The organism is Streptomyces sp. NBC_01515, assembly GCF_045040345.1.
In the GTDB taxonomy this organism is placed as follows: Bacteria; Actinomycetota; Actinomycetes; order Streptomycetales; family Streptomycetaceae; genus Streptomyces.
This window is the reverse complement of the sequence record NZ_CP109416.1, coordinates 10,330,768-10,350,411: the sequence shown is the minus strand read 5'-3', so window position 1 is coordinate 10,350,411 and position 19,644 is coordinate 10,330,768. Positions and strand designations below refer to the sequence as shown.

Here is a 19,644-nt window from a genome sequence, read left to right as displayed (position 1 = left end):
GGACTTGACGCCGATCATGGATCACGAACAGTCCCATCGGACAGCATTCAGGCTACTCTTTTATCTCCGGCGGAAGGAGCCCCACGATGGGCCGAGTACAGGACAAGGTCGTGTTCATCACCGGCGCCGCGCGCGGACAGGGCCGCTCCCACGCGCTCCGGCTGGCCGCGGAGGGCGCCGACATCATCGCCGTCGACCTGTGCGAGGACATCGCCACCAACGCGTATCCGCTGGGCACCCAGGACGACCTCGACGAGACCGTGCGGCAGGTCGAGAAGCTCGGCCGGCGCATCGTGGCGCGCAAGGCCGACGTGCGCGATCCGGCGGCGCTGAAGGCCGCCGTGGCCGACGGGGTGGCCGAACTGGGGCGGCTGGACGCCGTGGTGGCGCAGGCCGGTATCGCCCCGCTGGGTCCGCGGCAGGGCGTCCAGGCGTTCATCGACGCCGTCACCGTCGACTTCAACGGTGTCGTGCACGCCGTCGAGGCGGCCCTGCCGTATCTGCCGGACGGCGCCTCGATCGTGGCGACCGGGTCCATCGCGGCCCTGACCCCGGCGACCGTCGACAGTCCGTCCAACGGCCCCGGCGGCCTGGGCTACTCCTTCGCGAAGCGCCAAGTGGCCGCGTTCGTCCACGACTTGGCGACGGTGCTGCTGTCCCGGCGGATCCGGGTCAACGCGCTGCACCCCACCAACGTCAACACGGACATGCTCAACAGCGACATCATGTACCGCTCGTTCCGGCCCGACCTCGACAACCCGACCCGTGAGGACGCCCTCGTCTCGTTCCCCGCGACGACGGGTATGGACATCCCCTACGTCGAGCCCGAGGACGTCTCCGACACGGTGCTCTTCCTCGTCTCCGACGAGTCCCGCTACGTCACCGGTATGCAGATGCGGGTGGACGCCGGCGGCTACGTCCGCAAGCGCCCCCAACTCCCCACGTTCTGACGGTGTTTGCTACGAGGTGAGGTCCAGGACCACTTTGCCGGTGGTCCTGCGCTCGGCGACATCGGTCAGGGCGCTCGCGACCTCGGCGAGCGGGTGGACCCGGGAGACGAGCGGGCGCATCCCCTCCCGGACCATCCCGGTGAGGGCGCGGTCGGCGGCGACCACCGCGTCCGGGGCGTACTGACGCACCATCCGGATCTCGAACCCCCGGACGACCAGGTCCTTGAGCAGCACCAGGTTCAGCGGGATGCGCGGGATCTTCCCGTCGGCGTACCCGACCGTGACGAACCGGCCGCCCCGCCGCAGCCCGCGCAGGGCCGCCTCCGCGTGGTCGCCGCCCACCGGGTCGATCACGAGGTGGGAGCCCTCGCCGCCGGTCAACTCCCGTGTGCGGAGCTTGAGATCCTCGTGGACGTAGTCGACGCCGGCCTCGGCTCCGAGCTTGCGGGCGACCGTCAGCCGCTCCTGGCTCGACGCGGCGGCGAGCACCCGCATACCGAGTCGCGCGGCGATGTCGACCGCGGCCGAGCCGACCCCGCCGGCGGCGCCGAGCACCGCGACCCACTCCCCCGCGGTGGCCTGCCCGACCGTGACCAGGGCGTGGTACGCGGTGGCGTACGTGACGTGGAACGCGGCGGCGTGCACCATGTCGAGGCCCTCGGGGATCTGCCGCAGGCCCGCGACGGGCACCACGACCTGTTCGGCGAACGCGCCGGTGAGCACCGCCCCGGCGACGGGTGAGCCTACGGGTGGTCCGGAGACACCCGGCCCCAACTCGGCAACCACACCGGCGAATTCACTGCCCGGAGTGAACGGCAGCGGCGCGGGCACCTGGTAGCGGTCCGCCACGATCAGCACGTCCGGAAAGTTCACCGCCGCCGCGTGCACCCGGACCAGCACCTCGCCGGGACCGGGCCGGAGATCGTCGAGTTCGACGACCGAGAGACCACCGGGCGGCCCGTACTCCGTGCAGCGTGCGGCCCTCATGACGTCCTTCCCACAGTGGTCGGCATCGCGGGGTCCCGGGGAAGTCCCAGCACCTGTTCGGCGATCGTGTTGCGCTGGATCTCGGCGGTGCCCGCGCCGATCGACGAGGCGCGGGTGCGCAGGAACCCCCATACCCAGCGCCCGCGTTGAACGGCATGCGGGTCGCGTCGGCCGAGGATTCCGTAGGGTCCCAGCAGGTCGACCGCGAACTCGTGCAGCTCCTGCTCGAAGGTCACGATGAACAGGCGTGATGTCGAAGAGGCGGGCCCCGGTTCGCCCTTGGCCATGATGTCGGCGATGGTGCGCATGCCGGTGAGCCGCATGACGCGCACCCGGATCTCGAAGTCCGCGAGCCGGTCGCGGACGATCGGGTCGGCCGTCGCCCCGCGTTCATGGGCGAGTTCGATCAGCTCGTCCAACACCCGCCGGTACAGGGCTGCTTGGTTCATCGCCCCGGCCGCGCGCTCATGCCCCAGGCTCGTCCGCACCAGCGGCCAGCCGCCGTTCTCCTCGCCGATGCGGTCGGCCACCGGTACGCGGACGTCGTCGAAGAAGATCTCGCAGAAGTGCGCGTCCCCGGTCAGGTCGCGCAGCGGTCGTACGGTCACTCCGGGAGCGTGGGCGTCGATCAGCAGGTAACTGACGCCGTCCTGGCGGGAGTCGGGCGGTCCGGTGCGGACGAGGGTGAAGACGATGTCGGCGATGTCGGCCGAACTGTTCCACACCTTCTGTCCGTTGACGACGTACTCCGCGCCCTCGCGTCGTGCCGTCGTGCGCAGCGCGGGGAGGTCCGAACCCGCCTCCGGTTCGGAGTAGCCCTGGGCCCACACCATGTCGCCGCGCAGCATGGGGCGCAGGTGCCGCTCCTTCTGCTCGGGCGTGCCGTACTTGATGAGGGTGGGGGCGGCGATGCCCGGTCCGGTGCCCAGGGGTCCCGGGACGCGGGCGCGCGCGTACTCCTCCTGGTAGATCACCTGGCGTGCGAAGGACAGGTCCATGCCGCCGTACGCGCGCGGCCAACTCGGGCCGGCGTAACCGGCGTCGTACAGCGTGGCGAGCCATTTCTTCTGCCAGGCGATCCGCTCGACGGGGTCCTTGGGGCGGCGGCCGGGGTGCCGCTCCGTGAGGAAGGCCCGCAGGCGGGCGCGGAACCGCTCGTCGGTCTCGTCCGCTGTCATCGCGGAGCCATGCGGATGGCACCGTCGAGGCGGACGGTCTGGCCGTTGAGATACGGGTTCTCCAGCATCTCCACGGCGAGGCGCGCGAAGTCGTCCGGGTCCCCGAGTCGTTTGGGGTGCGGCACGGAGGCGGCGAGGCCGTCGCGGATGTCCGCGCGCAGGCGGCCGAGCATCGGGGTGTCCATGATGCCGGGGGCGATGGTGTTCACCCTGATCTGCCAACTGGCCAGGTCGCGGGCGGCGACGAGGGTGATGCCGTGGACTCCGGCCTTGGCCGCGGTGTAGGAGGTCTGCCCGATCTGGCCGTCGAACGCGGCGACCGACGCGGTGAGGACTACGGCTCCGCGGTCGCCGTCGACGACCTCGTTGCCGGCGAGACGGGCGGCGGCCAGACGCAGCACGTTGTAGGTGCCGATCAGGTTGACGCGGACGACCTCGGCGAAGGTGTCGAGTTCGCCGGGCCTGCGGTCGCGGTCGATGATCCGGGTACGGTCGCCGCCGCGTCCGGCGCAGTGCACGACGGCACGCAGGGTGCCGAGTTGCTGTGCGGCATCGAGAGCGGCGGTGACCTCGGTCTCGTCCGTGACGTCGGTGCGGACGAAGCGTGCGGCCTCGCCGAGGTCGGCGACCGCCTTGACGCCCTGTTCCTCGGAGATGTCGGCGAGGACGACCCGTCCCCCGCGTTCGATGACGCGCCGCGCGGTGGCCAGGCCGAGCCCGGAGGCGCCGCCGGTGACGAGTGCCGCTGAACCGTCGATGTTCACACCCAACTCCTCGTGGTCTGCATGGTCTTAAAGGCCCAGGGACTTGCTGATGATGAGCTTCATGACCTCGCTGGTGCCGCCGTAGATGCGGGTCACGCGGGCGTCCGTGTACAGGCGGGCGATCGGGGATTCGAGGATGTAGCCGTAGCCGCCGTGCAGTTGGAGGCAGCGGTCGACGACCCGCCCCTGTGTCTCGGTGCAGAACAGCTTGGTCCGTGCCGCGTCCGCGGGGTCCAGTTCGCCCGCGACGAGCGCGGTGACCGCCGCGTCGAGCAGGGCTTGCGCGGCGGTCGACTCGGCGTCCAGGGCGGCGAGTTCGAACTTCGTGTTCTGGAACTGGGCCAGTGGTTTCCCGAACACGGTCCGGTCGCGGACGTAGGAGACGGTCAGGTCGATCGCGGTACGGGCCTGGGCGACCGCGCCGACCGCGATGGCCAGGCGTTCCTGGGCGAGGTTGCGGCCGAGCAGGGTGAAGGCCGCGCCCTCCTCGCCGAGGAGGTTGACAGCGGGCACGCGGACGTCGTCGAAGGCGAGTTCCACGGTGTCCTGGGCGGCCAGGCCGATCTTCTCCAGCTTGCGCCCGACCGTGAAGCCGGGCATGCCCCTCTCCACGACGAGGAGGGAGAGTCCGGCGCGCCGGTTGTCCGGGTCCACGGTGGTGCGGGCGACCACGATCACCAGGTCGGCGTGGTGCCCACCGGTGATGAAGGTCTTCGCCCCGTTGAGCACAAAGTGGTCGCCGTTACGGACCGCGCGGGTGGTGATCCCGGCGAGGTCGGAGCCGGTGGCGGGCTCGCTCATCGCGATCGCGGTGTACAGCTCGCCGGAGGCCAACCCCGGGAGCCAGCGCGCCCGTTGCTCCGCGTTGGCGAGGCCCGTGAAGTACGGGAGGACGATGTCCAGATGGGTACGCAGACCGCCGAGCGTGACGAGGGCGCGGGCACACTCCTCCTGGATCACCGCGTTGTAGCGGTAGTCGTCCTGGCCACCCCCGCCGTACTCCTCCGGAATGGCCGTGCCGATGATGCCGAGTTTGCCCAGTGCGGTGAACAGGTCGCGGGGGACGAGTCCGGCGCGCCGCCAGTCCTCGTACGACGGAACCACCTCGCGGGCGAGGAAGTCACGGACCAGCAGACGGAAGTCCTCATGGGTCTCTTCGAACAGGGTCCGGCGCATCGGATCTCCTTCGGCTCGACCTATTCAGTATACCTAATTAGCCTCGCCCGACACAGCTCGGTACAGCAGAACGCCCCATGAGCCCGAAGGCGCCATGGGGCGTTCCTGGTCGAGTGTCGGGGAATCAGTGCCACCAGGGGATGAGCGCGTCGAGGTGACGGCGCATCCGGTGCCGGGCCACCCCGGTGTCGCCCTCGACGATGGCGTCGAGAATCCGCTGGTGGACGTGTTGCACCTCGTCCGCCGCCGTGTCGCCGGGCAGCGGCCGGTCATGGCCGGAGGCATGGCGGCGGAACAGCTCGGTGATGATCGACAGGAACAGCGCGAGCACCGGGTTGCCGGAGAGCGCGGCCAGTTCGGTGTGGAAGAGGTCGGCCTTGCGCGGGTCGTCGGCGGGGCCCTCCGTGCTCCAGCGAACGGCCTTGCCGAGCCGTTCAGTCACCTCTTTGTCGCCCTCCGCGACCCGGGCGGTGACCCGGGCGACGATGCCGAGCTCGATGGCGTTGCGGACGATCCGCAGGTCGTCGGCCGTGACGCCCTGGTACTCCAGGAACAGCGCCATGGTGTCGATGCTGGCCTGCGGCTCGGGCTCGGTGACGATCAGCCCGCCGCCGGGACCGCGGCGCATCCTGGCGACCGAGTGGTACTCCAACAGCCGTACGGCTTCCCGCAGTACGGCCCGGCTGATCGAGTAGCGGGCGAGCAGATCGGCCTCCGAGCCGAGCACCATGCCGGTCTGCCAGCCGCGCGCGGCGATGTCGTCGTGGATCCGGGCCGCGACCACTTCGGCGAGCTTGGCCCGCGGGCCCTCGACCAGCTCGGGCTCGACCACGTTGCCCGCGATCCGCTGCCCGCGCCGCACCCGGTGCTTCTCGATCCAGCCCGCCACCGACTCCAGATGCGCGGTCAGCTCCGTCTGGGCGCGGGCTCCGTCGTCGGCGATCACCGCGTCGACGACGGCTTTGTGGGCGCGGTGCGAGGTGTCCTTCGCCGCGTGCATCTCGGCCTTGGAGATACGGCGGGATGTGTGCGCGTAGCGCGCGGTGAGCCGGGTGAGCACGTCGACGAACAGGTGCAGCACCGGGTTGCCGGACAACTGGCCGAGCACGGGGTGGAGGGGGTCCTGCGAGTGGACGCCGGGATCGTCCCAGTGGGCGAGTTCGGCTTCGAGTGCGGTGCGGAGGGTGTCGATGCCCTCCTCGGTGATCCGGTCGGCGGCGAGTCCGGCGGCGATCGGCTCCAGCAGGAGGCGGGCCTGGAGAAGGTCCGTGACGCTCGTGCCGACGTATTCGAGGTAGATCACCATGGCGCGGGTGGCCGGTCCGGCGTCGGGCGCGCAGACGATCAGGCCACCGTTCGGGCCGCGCCGCATCCGGGCCACCTGGTGGTGCTCGACGAGCCGTACCGCCTCGCGCAGCACCGCCCGGCTGACCCCGAGCCGCTCCCGCAGGTCCACCTCGGACCCCAACGACTCGCCCACCGCCCAGCCCTGACGGATCACGGTCGCCTCGATACGGCGGGCGGTCTGCGCGGCCAGCTTGCCGACCGGGACACCGGTCTCGCCGTCGGCGGGCTCGCGGTCGACGGCAGTCGCCATGGCCAACTCCTCTGGGGCGGATATTGCGGACCCCCAGTCTATTCGCCACCTGGGCCGGAGACGCGCGGTTCAGGTACCTGGAATCAAGATGAGTCCACTTTTTCGGCCGTATGACCCTGGCAACCGAGTGAACAGCATGGTTAGAGTAACCTCATTTCGCAGCACGGCATGAGAACAGGGAGCCGACAGCGATGCGCCTGGAGTCCACGCCCGAGCTCGAAGCGTTCCGGAGGAAGGTGCGCGCCTTCGTCGCGGAGCACGCTCCGGGCACCAAGACCCGTGCGGGGGTGCGGGCACCGGAGCCGGAGCTGATGCCGGCGATCCGGGAGTGGACCGCCAAGCTCTACGAGGCGGGCTTCCTCGGGATCGACTGGCCGGCCGAGTACGGCGGCCGACCCGACGCGCACCCCCTGGAGCCGTCGGTCGTGGCCGAGGAGATCGCCCGGGCCCGGACCTGGCAGCCGGTCGGCGCCGCCTCGCTGGCCTCGGCCGCACTGCTGGAGTTCGGCACCGACGACCAGCGGGCGCGCTTCCTGCCCCGCATCCGCTCCTGCGAGGACGTGTGGTGCCAGCTGTTCAGCGAACCCGAGGCGGGCAGCGACCTGGCGGCGCTCCGCACGCGGGCGGTCCTTGAGGGCGAGGACGACGACGCGGTGTTCGTCGTGGACGGCCAGAAGGTGTGGACGACCAACGGCCAGCACGCCGACCTGGGTTATCTGCTCGCGCGCACCGACCGCGAGGCACCGAAGCACAAGGGCATCACGGCGTTCGCCCTCGACCTGCGCACCCCGGGTGTCAACATCCGGCCGTTGCGGGAGATCACCGGGACGACCGACTTCAACGAGGTGTTCCTGGACGGTGTGCGCATCCCGGCCGCGAACGTGATCGGCCGGGTGGACGACGGCTGGCGGGTGGCCATGAGCAGCCTCGGCCACGAACGGTCGGGCGTGGCCGCGCGCGGAGTCGAACTGGTCGCCGTGCTCGACGACTTGATGCGCCTCGCCTCTCGCACGACGGCGGACGGCGGGACAGCGCTCGACGACTCGGCGACCCGGCGGACGATCGGCGAACTGGCCACGCGGGTCCAGGTGAACGCCGCTCTGATCGGCCTCGCCCAGTCACGGATGCTGCACGGCACGGAACAGCCCGCCGACGCCCTCCTCGGCAAGATCTTCTTCAGCGAGCTGAACCACGACCTGGTCGACTACGGCCTGAGCCTCCAGGGCACGGACGGGCTCCTGGTCGAGGGCGACGAGGACGCCGTGGCGGAGGGCTGGTGGCAGGACGCGCATCTGTACTCGCGGGCGTACACGATCGCCGGCGGGGCGAACGAGGTGCTGCGGACGCAGGTGGCCGAGCGGGGACTCGGGATGCCGAGAGAACCTCGCTGACCCACCCCGGAGCTAAATGGACCACTCGGTCGATACATATGCCGCGCATTCCTTCACCGGCACCTCAAGTGTTTCCGACAGATTGATTGTACCGATCGGTCGACGTATGGTTCCGTCAGGTGCGGTGCCGACGAGAGGACGACTGACCCATGACCGAGAGCGTGGCCGGAACCGACGTCTCCGAGGAACTGCCGGAGTACCCGTCGCCCCGATCGGGCGAGTGCCCGTTCGCACCGCCACCGGGCCTGCTCAAGCTGCACGACACGGGCAAGGCCCTGGTCCGGGCGAAGACGTGGGACGGCACGACCCCGTGGGTCGTCACGACGCACGCGGCCCAGCGGCAGTTGCTGACCGATCCTCGACTCAGCGCGAATATCGGCGCGCCCGGCTATCCGCACACGACCGAGGCGATGAAGGCCCACGCGGCCCATATCCAGCCCTCGATCAACAACACCGACGGCGCCGAACACACGCGCTGGCGGCGGATGCTCACGAGTTCGTTCACCCGGCACCGGATGGAGAAGATCCGCCCGGAGATCCAGCGGATCACCGACGACCTCATCGACAGGATGCTGGCGGGTCCCAACCCGACCGAGCTGAACGAGGCGCTGTCCCTCCCGCTGCCGTCGCTGATGATCTGCGCGCTTCTCGGGGTGCCGTACGAGGACCACGACTTCTTCCAGGAGCACGCGGGAGTGACCAACGCGCGCTTCAAGACGCCGGAGCGGGCGGCGGAGAGCACGGCGGCCGTGCGCCGCTACATCGCCGGGCTCATCGAGGCCAAGATGGACGACCCCGGCGAGGACGTCCTCTCGGACCTCGGCGCGCGTATCAAGGCGGGCGAGCTGTCCATGGAGGAGGCCGCGCCCCTGGGGCACATCCTGCTCGTCGCCGGTCACGACACCAGCGCCAACATGATCACGCTGGGCACCGCGCTGCTGCTGGAGAACCCGGACCAACTCGCGGGCCTGCGCGCCCACTCGGACGATCCGAAGTACGTGACGAGCACGGTCGAGGAGCTGCTGCGCTATCTCACCATCCCGCACCTGCTGGCACGCCGGGCCGTGCTGGACGACATCGAGATCGACGGTGAGACCATCCGCGCGGGCGAGGGCGTCATCGCGTCGCTGCCGGCCGCCAACTGGGACCCGCAGGCGTTCCCCGACCCCGGGAAGCTCGACCTCACCCGCGCCGCGTCCCACCACCACGCGTTCGGCTGGGGCCCGCACCAGTGTGTGGGCCAGCAGCTCGCGCGCATCGAACTCCACGTCGTCTTCAGCACGTTGTTCCGCCGGATCCCGACGCTCCGGCTCGCCGTGGACGTCTCGGAGCTGAAGTTCAAGGAGGACTCGCAGGCCTACGGCATCTACGAGTTGCCCGTCGCCTGGTGAGCCGTCACGGAAGCAGCTCGATGATCGTGGCGTTGGCGGTGCCGCCGCCCTCGCACATCGTCTGGAGCCCGTAGCGCAGGTTCTGTTGCCGCATCCGGGCGAGCAGCCGGGTCATCAGGATGGCCCCGGAGCCGCCGAGCGGATGCCCGACCGCGATCGCCCCGCCCAGCGGGTTGAGCCGCTCGGGGTCGGCTCCGGTCTCGGCCAGCCATGCCAACGGCACTGGTGCGAACGCCTCGTTGACCTCGTACGCTCCGATGTCGCCGATGGTCAGGCCGGACCGGCGCAGCACCTTCTCGGTCGCCGGGATCGGACCCGTCAGCATCATGATCGGGTCCGCTCCGCTCACCGCGCCGGAGTGGTAGCGGGCGATCGGCTTGAGGCCCAACTCCCTTGCGCGTTCGGGAGTTGTGATGAGCAGCGCGGCGGCGCCGTCGGATATCTGGGAGGCGTTCCCGGCGTGGATCACGCCGTCGTCCTTGAACGACGGCGTGAGTCCGGCGAGGGTCTCGACCGAAGTGCCACGCCGCAGGCCCTCGTCGACGGCGAACTTGGTGCCGTCGACCTCGATGGGCACGATGTGGTCGCCGAAGATCCCCGAGTCGATCGCCGCGGCTGCCTTGGCGTGCGACTCGGACGCGAACTCGTCGAGCCGCGTGCGGCTGAGCCCCCATCGCCCGGAGATCAGTTCGGCGCCGACGCCCTGGCTGAACAGGAACCCGTCGTAGCGGGCCAGGACGGCGGGTCCGTACGGCTGGCCGGTGGTCCGGTGCGAGCCGAGCGGCACCCGGGTCATGGTCTCCACTCCCCCGGCGACCACGAGGTCGTACTGCCCGGCCATGACGGCGTGCGCGGCGGAGTCGACGGCCTGTTGGCTGGAGCCGCAGGCCCGGTTGATCGTCACGCCGGGCACATGCTCGGGCCAGCCCGCGGCCAGCGCGGCGAACCGGGCGATGTTGCTCGACTGGTCGCCGATCTGGGTGACACACCCCCACATCACGTCGTCCACGGTGCCGGGGTCCACACCGGTGCGTTCCACCAGCGCGGTGAGCACGTGCGCCGACAGGTCCGCCGCGTGCACGCCGGCCAGGGAGCCGTTGCGCTTGCCGATGGGCGTGCGGACGGCGTCGACGATCACGGCCTCAGGCATGGAAGGTCCTCTCGGTCAGGTCAGTGGAAGGTCAGTGGGGGAACTGGACGGCGGCGCCGCTGTCGACGAGTGCGTCGGCGTCGGCGATCTCCCAGTCCCGGAACACGGCACGGGTGTCGGCACCTACGGGCCGTGCCGCCGGGCCGGGGCTCGCCGGTGTCGCCGAGAAGCGGGGTGCGGCGGCGGGCTGGACGACTCCGTCCCGGGTGAACAGGCTTCCGCGCGCGGCCAGTTGGTGGTGTGCTGCCGCCTCGGTGAGGGCGAGGACGGGGGCGACGCAGGCGTCGGTCCCTTCGAACACGGCGGCCCATTCGTCGCGGGTGCGCTCCGCGAAGCGTTCGGCCAGGCGGCGGCGCAACTCCGGCCAGCTGGACCGGTCGTGCTGGAGTTCCGGGTCGACGTCGAGCTTCAGCAGCTCGATCAGGCGCCGGTAGAACTTGGCCTCCAGGGCGCCGACCGCCACATGCCGGCGGTCCTTGGTCTCGTAGACGGCGTAGAAGGGCCAGCCGCCGTCGAGTTGGTTGATGCCCCGCTCGTCGGCCCATGCCCCGCGCCCGAGTTTGCCGAAGGTGCTCGCGAGGAGATGGGCCGTCCCGTCGACGATCGCCGCGTCGACGACCTGCCCGACTCCCGTGCGCCCTACGGCGTGCAGGGCGGCCAGCACGCCGATCACGAGGTAGCAGCCGCCGCCCCCGAAGTCGCCGACGAGGTTGAGCGGTATCTGCGGCGGGCCCGCCGCGTCCCCGATCGCGCCGAGTGCGCCGGTGAGGGCGATGTAGGTGAGGTCGTGTCCGGCGGCTGCGGCGAGGGGTCCGGTCTGGCCCCAGCCGGTCATCCGGCCGTAGACCAGCCGGGGGTTGCGGGCGAGGCACTCGTGCGGTCCGATGCCCAGGCGTTCGGTGACTCCGGGGCGGAAGCCCTCGATCAACACGTCGGCCCGCGTGGCGAGTTGGAGGAGGGCGGACGGTCCTGCCGGGTGCTTCAGGTCGAGTACGACCGAGCGCTTGCCCCGGTTGAGTACGTCGGCGGGGCCGCCCGCGTCGGGTTCCTCCGCCCGCTCGGGCCGGTCGACCCGGACGACCTCCGCACCGAGATCGGCGAGCAGCATGCCGGCGAACGGGCCCGGCCCGATGCCGCCCAGCTCGACCACGCGACAGCCGGACAGTGGTCCTGTGGTCACAACACCTCCCCTGACAGCCCGAGTTGAGGATCCTGACGGTGCTACGACGCGGTCAGCGGCCCTTCCAGACCGGTGGCCGCTTCTCGGCGAAGGCGGCGGCGCCTTCCCGCGCGTCCTCGGACGAGAACACCGGGGACGCGATCTCGGCCTGCCGTGTCCAGCCCTCCTCCAGCGTCCAGTCGGCGGCGGACTGCGCGATCCGCTTGGTGGCGGCGACGGCGAGGGGGCCGTTCGCGGCGATGGCAGTGGCGAGTTCCAGCGCGCCGGTGAGCGCGCCGCCCGCGTCGGTGAGCCGGTTGACCAGTCCGACCTCGGCCGCGCGGACGGCGGTGATGGGCGCGCCGGTCAGCAGCAGCTCCAACGCGATGGCGTACGGGACGCGTTGGGGCAGGCGCAGTGCCGCGCCGGCCCGGGCGACCAGGGACCGCGTCACCTCCGGTACGCCGACCCGGGCCGTGCGGGAGGCCACTACGAGATCGCAGGCGAGCAGCAGCTCGAAGCCGCCGGCCAGTGCCCAGCCCTCGACCGCGGCGATCAACGGTTTGCGCGGCGGGGTGACGGTGATCCCGCACAGCCCGCGGCCCTCGATCGCGGGACTCTCGCCGCGCAGCCAGGCCTTGAGGTCCATCCCCGCCGAGAACGTGCCACCCGCGCCGGTCAGCACACCGACCCGCAGCTCGTCCGACTCGTCCAACTCGTCGACGGCGGCGGCGACTCCGGCGGCCACCCCCGCGTCGAGCGCGTTCTTCACCGCGGGACGGTTGATCGTGATGACCTGGACCGCGCCCCGGCGCTCCACCAGCACTTCGTCCGACATTCCTGCCTCCTGAATCGTCATCCTCGATGGCCGTTCACTTGCCGCCGACCGCGAACCGCTCCAACTCGTGGGCGACCATGCCGTCCAGGTCCTCGGCGGGCGGTGCGGGCAGTTCCACGGCCCGCTCCCTGGTCGGCAAAAGCACAACTGCCGTACCGGGTGTGGTGACTTCGCCGCGCTGGTTCTCGCAGCGCACCTCGACGTGCACCTCGCTGCGGCCGTCCACCTGCCGCTTGTCGACGACCGTGCCGCGCACCCAGGTGGTGTCGCCGTGGTAGTTGAACTTGCGGTGTTCGCAGCGGAGTTTCCACAGCCAGCCGTCGTCGCCGATCCAGTCGGTGAGGAGATGGCAGAGCCAGGTCTCGCGCATACCGCCGTAGTCGTAGGGGGCCGGCAGGCCGAGTTCCCGGGCCCGTTCGGGCTCCCAGTGCAGGCGTTGCACGGTGTCCGGGACGCCGAGCCGGTTGGGCGGGTAGAGGCCGGGGGCCTTGCGCCGGACGGCCGCGGCGATACCGAAGGCGCCGGGCGGGGTGAGCTGCATGCCCCAGCCGAGGTGCCAGACGACCACGTCCGTGGTCGTCAGCGGCCCCTTCACCCGGGGTTGCAGTTCCTCGCCGACCTCGACGTCCTCCCAGTGGCGGGGTTCGGCTCCGCGCCGGGTCTCGGCGGCGTACGCCGCGTCGATCGCGGCGAGTTGACCGGGCGGGTACGGCTGCTGCTCGACCGCCTCCTTGGCCCGCTTCTTCGACGTGTGCCGTTCCGCGTTGATCCAGGTGCCGCGCCGCAGGGCGTGCATCTCGGCGCGTCCGTTGGCGTACAGGTAGTCGCGGACGACGTGTGCGGTGCGTCCGCCGAAGCTGCTGTGCTTGAGCTGGACCCCGACCTGGGTCTGCAACACCCGGCACTGGTCCCCCAGTTGAAGGGGCCGCCACCACTCGAACTCCATCACGGCCTGGTAGGAGCCGAGCCCCGCGAAGGGGTCCCCCTTGAGCAGGGCCTTGGTCTCCGGGTCCGGGGTCGGGGCCGCGTCCTCTCCCATCGTGTAGAGGAAGGTCGGCGGTGCGACGAGCGCGCCCCAGCGGGTCTTCGCCGCGTACTCGGGGTCGCAGTACAGCGGATTGGCATCACCGTAGCCGTAGGCGAAGTGACGTGAACCGTCCCAGGTGACCTCGTAGTTGTGCGGTGGGTTGTGCAGGGGCTGGGGTACGCCCAGGCGTTGCCGGGAGCGTTCGACCGCCTCGTCCGTCAGCACGCCGAACCGCTCGGCCGCCTTCTCCTCGGTATCGGTCACCGCTCAACCTCCTTGCTGGACACCGCGGTTCCTCCTTGAAGCACTCATGCCTTGGTGTGTTCGGCGAGCCGGGCCCGTACGAGGTCGAGCAGTTCGACGCGGCTCACCTTGCTCGACGGGGTGCGGGGCAGTGCGTCGAGCACGACGATGTGGGCCGGTACCTCGTACGGGGTCAGGTGGGTACGGCACAGGGCAGTCAGTTCGGCCTCGTCGGGAGCGGGCTCCCCCGGCCCCAACTCGACGGCCGCGACCGGCACTTCGCCGAGCCGTGGGTCGGGCAGTCCGGCAACTGCCGCCTCGCGTACGGCCGGGTGGGTCTCCAGGACGCGTTTGACGGTCTCCGGCTGGACCTTGAAGCCGCCGCGGATGATGGCGTCGTCGGCGCGGCCCTCGATCCACACGAACCGGTCGGCGTCGATCCGGGCCAGGTCGCTGGTCTTCACCCAGGTCCGGCCGCCGTGGGTGCTCTGCTCGGTACGCACTTCGAGCCGACCGGTCCGGCCGACCGCCACTTCGCCGCCGTCCTCGCCCGTCACCCTCAACTCGACGCCGGTGAAGGCGCGTCCGGCGCTGCCCGCCTTCCGCTGCCACCAGTGCTCGTGCAGCGCGAGGGTCCAGCCTGCGACGGCCCCGGCGAACTCCGTTGCGCCGTAGGTCATCAGGACGGGGATGCCGTAGGTGCGGAAGAAGGCGTCGGCCAGTTCCGGCGGGCAGGGTGCCGTACCGGAGGTGACCACCTGGAGGGTGGCGAGGCGTTCCTGCGGGACGCGTGCGTCCAGGACGGCGCGGATCGCGGCCGGGACGAGGCTCGCCGCGCGGAGTCGGTGGCGTTCGACCGCGCTCACCCAGGGTTCGACGGCGAATCTCGGCATGAGGAGCATGCGGCGGCCGGTGGCGAGGCAGGCCAGCGCCCGCCACAGCCCGCCGATGTGCACGAGCGGGGTGGCCACGAGGGACGCCGACCCCGACAGGAGCCGGTCGTCCTTCCGCGTCTGGCCTCCGGACACGAGGGCCTGGTCGAGCTGGCCGATGCGGAGGTGGACGCGTTTCGGGGGGCCGGTGGTGCCGGAGGTGAGCATCTCCACGGCGACGCCCGGGCGGGTCGGCGCGTCGGCGGGTGCCGTGCCGCCCGCGGGTCGTAGGGACCCGTCGGTGTCGAGTTCGAGGGCCGCGCCGTGGGCGGTCGCGGCGTCCAACACGCCCTCGCGGGCGAGGACTTCGGCTCCGGAGACGACGACGGGCGGGGTGCAGCGGGCGATGTCGGCGGTGAGCCGGGCGGCGGGCTGGAGTGGGCTGAGCATGACCAGGCAGCGTCCGGAGGCGATCACGGCGGCGACCGCGGCGACGTGTTCGGGCCGGTTCTCCAGGACGACTCCGACGCGGGCGCCGACGGGCAGGCCGAGCGCGTCGAGTGCCTCGCCCAGCCCCCGCGCGGCGTGCTGGACCTGCCCCCAGGTCCACCACTCCCGGTCGTACTCGATCGCCTCGGCACCTGCGGGCGCTTCCGCCAGCAGGCGGGACAGGCGGTCGCGAATTCCCACGTGATCAGCCTTTCGACAGGACGTCGGTCTCAGATTCCGACCAGGTCGGCCAACCGGGTCCGGTGTGTCGCCGGGCCCCCGAACAACTGCTCCGACGACTTCGCGCGCTTCAGATACAGGTGCGCGTCGTGCTCCCACGTGCAGCCGATGCCACCGTGGATCTGGAGGTTCTCCTTGGCCGCGCGGGTGAAGGCGTCCGCGCAGCAGGCGGCGGCCAGCGCGGCGGACGCCGTTAGTTCGGCGGGCGCCGACCGCGCGCCGGTCGGCGACAGTTCGGCTGGCCCCGACTGCACGGCTGTCGGCGGCGGTTCGGGTGAGGCGTCGGCGGCCACGGCCGTCGCGTGGTAGGCCGCCGAGCGGGCGCCTTCCACCGCGACCAACAGGTCGGCGCACTTGTGCTTGATCGCCTGGAAGGAGCCGATGGGCCGCCCGAACTGCACGCGGACCTTCGCGTACTCCACGGCCGCGTCGAGGCAGGCCTGTGCTCCGCCGACCTGCTCGGCGGCGAGCGCCACGGCCACGAGGTCGAGCACGGTGCGCAGATACGCCGAGGCGTCCCCGTCCGGGCCGACCCGCCGGGCGGGCGCGCCGTCGAGGTCGACGCGGGCCAGTCGCCGGGTCGGGTCGAGGGTCTCCAGGCGGGTCCGGGTCACTCCGGGCGCGTCACCGTCGACGGCGAAGAGTGCGGGTCCCGTGTCGCTGCGGGCCACGATCAGGAGCAGGTCGGCGGTGTGGCCGTCGACGACGAACATCTTGGTGCCGGACACCGTGCCGTGCGCGGCCGATGCCTCGATGTCCGCCAACTCCCATGAGCCGCCTGCCTCGGCGAGCGCCAGCGTGGCGGTCAGCGAACCGTCGGCGACAGCGGGCAGCCACCGCGCCTTCGCCGCCTCGTCGCCGGAGGCCGTGAGTGCCTGGCCGGCGAGCGCGACGGTCGCGAAGTACGGCGACGGCAGCAGCACCCGTCCCAGCTCCTCCGTCACGATCCCCAACTCGACCGGCCCGCCGCCGGATCCGCCGTACTCCTCGGGCAACGCGACTCCATGCAGGCCGAGTTGGTCGGCCATCTGCCGCCACAGCCGGGGATCGTGGCCTTCGTCGGAGTCCATCGCGTGGCGTACGGCCGCGCTCGGCGCCTTGTCGGTGAGGAACCGCCGTAGCGTCGTACGGAGTTCCTCCTGCTCCTCGGTGAACGTCAGTGCCACGTCGGGGCCTTGGCGCGGAGGTAGGTGTCGAAGTCCGGCATGCGGGTGCGGTCGACGATCTCGATGCGTACGCCGTGCGGGTCGAGGTGGTAGGCGAAGATCGACGGGGAGCCGTCGACGATCGCGCAGGCCTCCAGCGGGAAGCCGGCCTCCTCCAGCCGTTTGGACGTCGTCGGCAAGTCGTCGCAGAAGTACCCGAGATGATGGATGGTCAGGTTCCTGGACGGGGTCCATGGCGTGCCCGGGATCTCCTGCACCAGTTCGAGGTGCGGGGCGTCCAGCGAGTACGCGAAGCGCAGGGGGAGCACGCGCTCGCCGTCGGCCAGGCGCACGGGGAGGTCGAAGGCCTGGGTCTCGGTCCAGCGGTGACCCGCGATCCCGGTGAACCAGATCTTCCACGCCTCGATGTCCGGGACCACGATTCCCGTGTGGTACAGGTCCGTTGGGTTCAATGGTGGTGTCATGGCGTCGCTCACCACTCCAGCCGGAGCTGCTTGATGCCGTACATGTTGCCGTGCTGTTCGAGATCCTGGCCTGCCGTGATCCCGTAGTCCGGGATACGCCGGTGCCACTCCTCGACCGCCACGTTGAGTTCGAGGCGGGCGAGGTGGGAGCCGAGGCAGCGGTGCGGGCCCGATCCGAACGCGATGTGGTTGGTGGCCTTGCGCCGCAGGTCCACTTCGAGGGGACGGTCGAAGCGCTCGGGGTCGCGGTTGCTGACCGCGAGCGGCAGCATCACCATCTCCCCCGCGCCGACCGGGCAGCCGCCGATCTCGACGTCCCGTGTCGCCTTGCGGGCGGGCACGACGAACGAGTAGACGCGCAGGATCTCCTCGACCGCCGTCGGGATCAGCGACGGGTCGTCGACGATCGCCCTGCGCTGTTCCGGGTGCGTGGCGAAGTGGTAGAGGGCCCAGCCGATGGAGATGGGGACCGTGTCGAAGCCGGCCTGGAACAGCAGGACGCAGAACGCGTGCATGTCCCGGTCGCTGATCGGCTCGTCGTCGATGGTCCAGGTCATCGCGCGGGACAGCAGATCGTCGCGGGGTGCCTCGCGGCGCAGCGCGATCTGCTGCTCGAAGTAGTCCGACACGGCGTTCATCGCGCTCAACTGCCGCTCGCCGTGCGGGTCTTCACCGTGGGACAGATGCAGCAGGTCGTGTATCCAGTCGAGGAACTGCGGGAGATCCTCCTCGGGCAGTCCCATCAGGCGCATGAAGATCAGGGTCGGGAAGCGGCGGGCGAACGAGTCGAGCACGTCGGCGGAGCCGGTCTCCTTCAGCCCGTCGATCAGATCCGACGCGACCTCGCGGATCTCCGGTTCACGCGCGGCGACCGTCTTGGGCGCGAAGGCGCTGCCCAACAGGCGCCGCCACGCGGTGTGTTGGGGCGGGTCCAGCATCTCCGGGATCCACAGGAACCTGGGGTCCGGGTCGAGCGCCGTCACGGACTGGTTGGAGAAGGTCCGCCAGTCCTGCAACGCCTGCTGCACGGCCGCGCCCTCGGTGACGACCCAGTACCCGCGCGCGATGGTGCTCCGGAATCCGGAATGCGTGCGGGCGATGTCGTCCCAGCGTTCCTGATGGCTCAGCACGGGTCCGCCGAGCCGGTTGTCGAAGTGGTAGGCGGGGATGCCCTCGTGGGTCCCGTCGGGTTCGAGTGTCGCGCTCATCACGGCTCCTCGCGTGCGGTGTTCGGGGTGCGCACGGCGGTCAGATCTCTTACCGCCGTCAGGTCTGCTACGGCGCTCATGTCGCCGCGCCGTCGATCTTCAGCGCGATCAGCTCCTCGTCGGAGAGACCGAGCGAGCGCAGGACCTCGTCGGTGTGCTCCGCGAACTGCGGTGCCCGCGTGATGTCGGCCGGGGTCTCGTCGAACTGGACCGGGTTGGCGACGAGTTCGCGGTCCACGCCGTCGGCGTCGACGACCGGGGCGATGAGTCCGTTGGCGCGCAGCGAGGGGTCCTGGCCGACTTCCCAGGCGTTCTGCACGGCCGACCACTGGCCCTCTCCCCGGGAGAGGATCTCGACCCACTCCTCGAAGGGGCGGGACAAGATGAGTTCGGCGACGATGTCGGCGGCCTGCGCCGCGTTCGCCATCAACTTCGCCGTGCTGTCGAAGCGTTCGTCGGTGGCGAGTTCACCGCGGCCGGCGAGCTTGCAGAACTCGGCCCAGTACCGGCCGGGTTGGAGCATCGACAGCTCGATCCAGCGTCCGTCCGAGGTCAGATACGCCCCGATGAGCGGGTTGGTGCGCGATCCGTGCCGGGGCTGGACGTTCGCCGGCAGCGGCCCGCCGTTCATCAGCGCCATGTTGACCGTGAACTGGGTCGCCCAGGCGCCGACACCGAGCAACGACACGTCCACCACGGAGGGTTCACCGGTCGTCGCGCGGGAGTAGAGGGCGGCGGCTATGCCACCGGCGATCGTCATGCCGCCCATCGAGTCGCCGTAGGCTCCGGCCGGCATCCGGGTCATGCGGTCCGCGCCCGCCGGTGTGACACCGGCGGCACTGCCGCCGCGCGCCCAGAAGGCGGTGCTGTCGTAGCCGCCCTTCGTGGCCTCGTCGCCTCGCGGGCCGAAGCCGCTGCCCCGTACGTAGATGATGTCCGGGTTGATCGCCCGGATGTCCTCGACGTCGATGCGCAGTTTCGTGCGCGCCTCGGGCAGGAAGTTGGTGAGGAACACGTCGCTGCGGCGCACCAGTTCCTCGAAGGCCTTGCGGGCCGACGGCTTCTCCAGGGCGAGACCGACGCTGCGCTTGCCCCGGTTGGGTCCCTCCACGATCGGGAAGAACGACGATCCCTTGCTGGTGGCGTCGTAGCCGAGGACCCGGACCAACCCCCTCTGCCCGTCGCCGCGTTCGGCGTGCTCGATCTTGATCACATCGGCACCCCAGTCCGCGAGCACGGCGCCCGCCGCCGGGACGAAGGTGAACTGGGCTACTTCGAGAACGCGTACGCCCTCCATCGGCCTGCGCATCGACCAACTCCTCATAGTCAATCTGCCGTCACGCGCTCCGAGTAT

The 19,644-nt window shown here is 70.8% G+C and carries 17 protein-coding genes; 3 read left to right on the top strand and 14 right to left on the bottom strand.

Annotated elements, in window-relative coordinates; genetic code table 11:
* The first annotated feature begins 86 nt into the window (after positions 1 to 86).
* Entirely contained in the window at positions 87 to 950 is an 864-nt protein-coding gene (locus OG407_RS45750) for a mycofactocin-coupled SDR family oxidoreductase (protein WP_405866851.1), read from the top strand.
* Between the two features lie 9 nt (positions 951 to 959).
* Here OG407_RS45750 and OG407_RS45745 read toward each other — a convergent pair whose 3' ends face one another.
* The 5 genes from OG407_RS45745 to OG407_RS45725 form a co-directional block, all read right to left on the bottom strand.
* Positions 960 to 1,937, bottom strand: coding sequence for an NADPH:quinone oxidoreductase family protein (locus tag OG407_RS45745; RefSeq protein ID WP_405866849.1), 978 nt, complete (start codon positions 1,935 to 1,937; stop codon positions 960 to 962).
* Entirely contained in the window at positions 1,934 to 3,115 is a 1,182-nt protein-coding gene (locus tag OG407_RS45740; protein ID WP_405866847.1) for an acyl-CoA dehydrogenase family protein, read from the bottom strand. Before OG407_RS45740 ends, OG407_RS45745 begins: the two co-directional genes overlap by 4 nt.
* Entirely contained in the window at positions 3,112 to 3,879 is a 768-nt protein-coding gene (locus tag OG407_RS45735; protein WP_405866845.1) for an SDR family NAD(P)-dependent oxidoreductase, read from the bottom strand. The genes OG407_RS45740 and OG407_RS45735 overlap by 4 nt, the downstream gene beginning before the upstream one ends.
* 27 nt (positions 3,880 to 3,906) lie before the next feature.
* Complete coding sequence (locus OG407_RS45730; protein WP_405866843.1) at positions 3,907 to 5,055, bottom strand: acyl-CoA dehydrogenase family protein; 1,149 nt, start codon at positions 5,053 to 5,055, stop codon at positions 3,907 to 3,909.
* A gap of 124 nt (positions 5,056 to 5,179) precedes the next feature.
* Positions 5,180 to 6,652: a FadR/GntR family transcriptional regulator gene (locus OG407_RS45725; RefSeq protein WP_403589323.1), complete on the bottom strand. Its 1,473-nt coding sequence runs from the start codon at positions 6,650 to 6,652 to the stop codon at positions 5,180 to 5,182.
* Positions 6,653 to 6,843: 191 nt separating this feature from the next.
* Here OG407_RS45725 and OG407_RS45720 point away from each other — a divergent pair, with 191 nt between their 5' ends.
* A complete protein-coding gene (locus OG407_RS45720; protein WP_405866841.1) occupies positions 6,844 to 8,043 on the top strand; it encodes an acyl-CoA dehydrogenase family protein in 1,200 nt (399 codons plus the stop codon).
* Positions 8,044 to 8,192: 149 nt separating this feature from the next.
* Positions 8,193 to 9,434: a cytochrome P450 gene (locus OG407_RS45715; RefSeq protein WP_405866839.1), complete on the top strand. Its 1,242-nt coding sequence runs from the start codon at positions 8,193 to 8,195 to the stop codon at positions 9,432 to 9,434.
* Positions 9,435 to 9,438: 4 nt separating this feature from the next.
* Here the strand turns inward: OG407_RS45715 and OG407_RS45710 are convergent, their stop codons facing one another.
* From OG407_RS45710 to OG407_RS45670, 9 genes are all read right to left on the bottom strand, one after another.
* Entirely contained in the window at positions 9,439 to 10,584 is a 1,146-nt protein-coding gene (locus OG407_RS45710) for a thiolase family protein (protein ID WP_405866837.1), read from the bottom strand.
* 31 nt (positions 10,585 to 10,615) lie between these two features.
* Positions 10,616 to 11,764: a CaiB/BaiF CoA transferase family protein gene (locus OG407_RS45705; RefSeq protein WP_405866835.1), complete on the bottom strand. Its 1,149-nt coding sequence runs from the start codon at positions 11,762 to 11,764 to the stop codon at positions 10,616 to 10,618.
* 52 nt (positions 11,765 to 11,816) lie between these two features.
* Positions 11,817 to 12,581: a crotonase/enoyl-CoA hydratase family protein gene (locus OG407_RS45700; protein WP_405866833.1), complete on the bottom strand. Its 765-nt coding sequence runs from the start codon at positions 12,579 to 12,581 to the stop codon at positions 11,817 to 11,819.
* Between the two features lie 34 nt (positions 12,582 to 12,615).
* On the bottom strand, positions 12,616 to 13,872 hold the full coding sequence (locus OG407_RS45695; RefSeq protein ID WP_405866831.1) for a MaoC family dehydratase N-terminal domain-containing protein: 1,257 nt from the start codon (positions 13,870 to 13,872) through the stop codon (positions 12,616 to 12,618).
* A gap of 44 nt (positions 13,873 to 13,916) precedes the next feature.
* On the bottom strand, positions 13,917 to 15,413 hold the full coding sequence (locus OG407_RS45690; RefSeq protein WP_405866829.1) for a class I adenylate-forming enzyme family protein: 1,497 nt from the start codon (positions 15,411 to 15,413) through the stop codon (positions 13,917 to 13,919).
* A 29-nt stretch (positions 15,414 to 15,442) separates the two neighbouring features.
* Positions 15,443 to 16,618 (bottom strand): acyl-CoA dehydrogenase family protein, encoded by a 1,176-nt coding sequence (locus OG407_RS45685; protein WP_405866827.1) that lies wholly within the window; start codon positions 16,616 to 16,618, stop codon positions 15,443 to 15,445.
* Positions 16,609 to 17,082 carry a VOC family protein gene (locus OG407_RS45680; protein ID WP_405866825.1) on the bottom strand — a complete coding sequence of 158 codons (474 nt, stop codon included), beginning with the start codon at positions 17,080 to 17,082 and terminating at the stop codon, positions 16,609 to 16,611. The genes OG407_RS45685 and OG407_RS45680 overlap by 10 nt, the downstream gene beginning before the upstream one ends.
* A gap of 8 nt (positions 17,083 to 17,090) precedes the next feature.
* A complete protein-coding gene (locus OG407_RS45675) occupies positions 17,091 to 18,290 on the bottom strand; it encodes a cytochrome P450 (protein WP_405866823.1) in 1,200 nt (399 codons plus the stop codon).
* Positions 18,291 to 18,366: 76 nt separating this feature from the next.
* Positions 18,367 to 19,599, bottom strand: a complete 1,233-nt coding sequence (locus tag OG407_RS45670; protein ID WP_405866821.1) for a CaiB/BaiF CoA transferase family protein — start codon at positions 19,597 to 19,599, stop codon at positions 18,367 to 18,369.
* Positions 19,600 to 19,644: the final 45 nt, after the last annotated feature.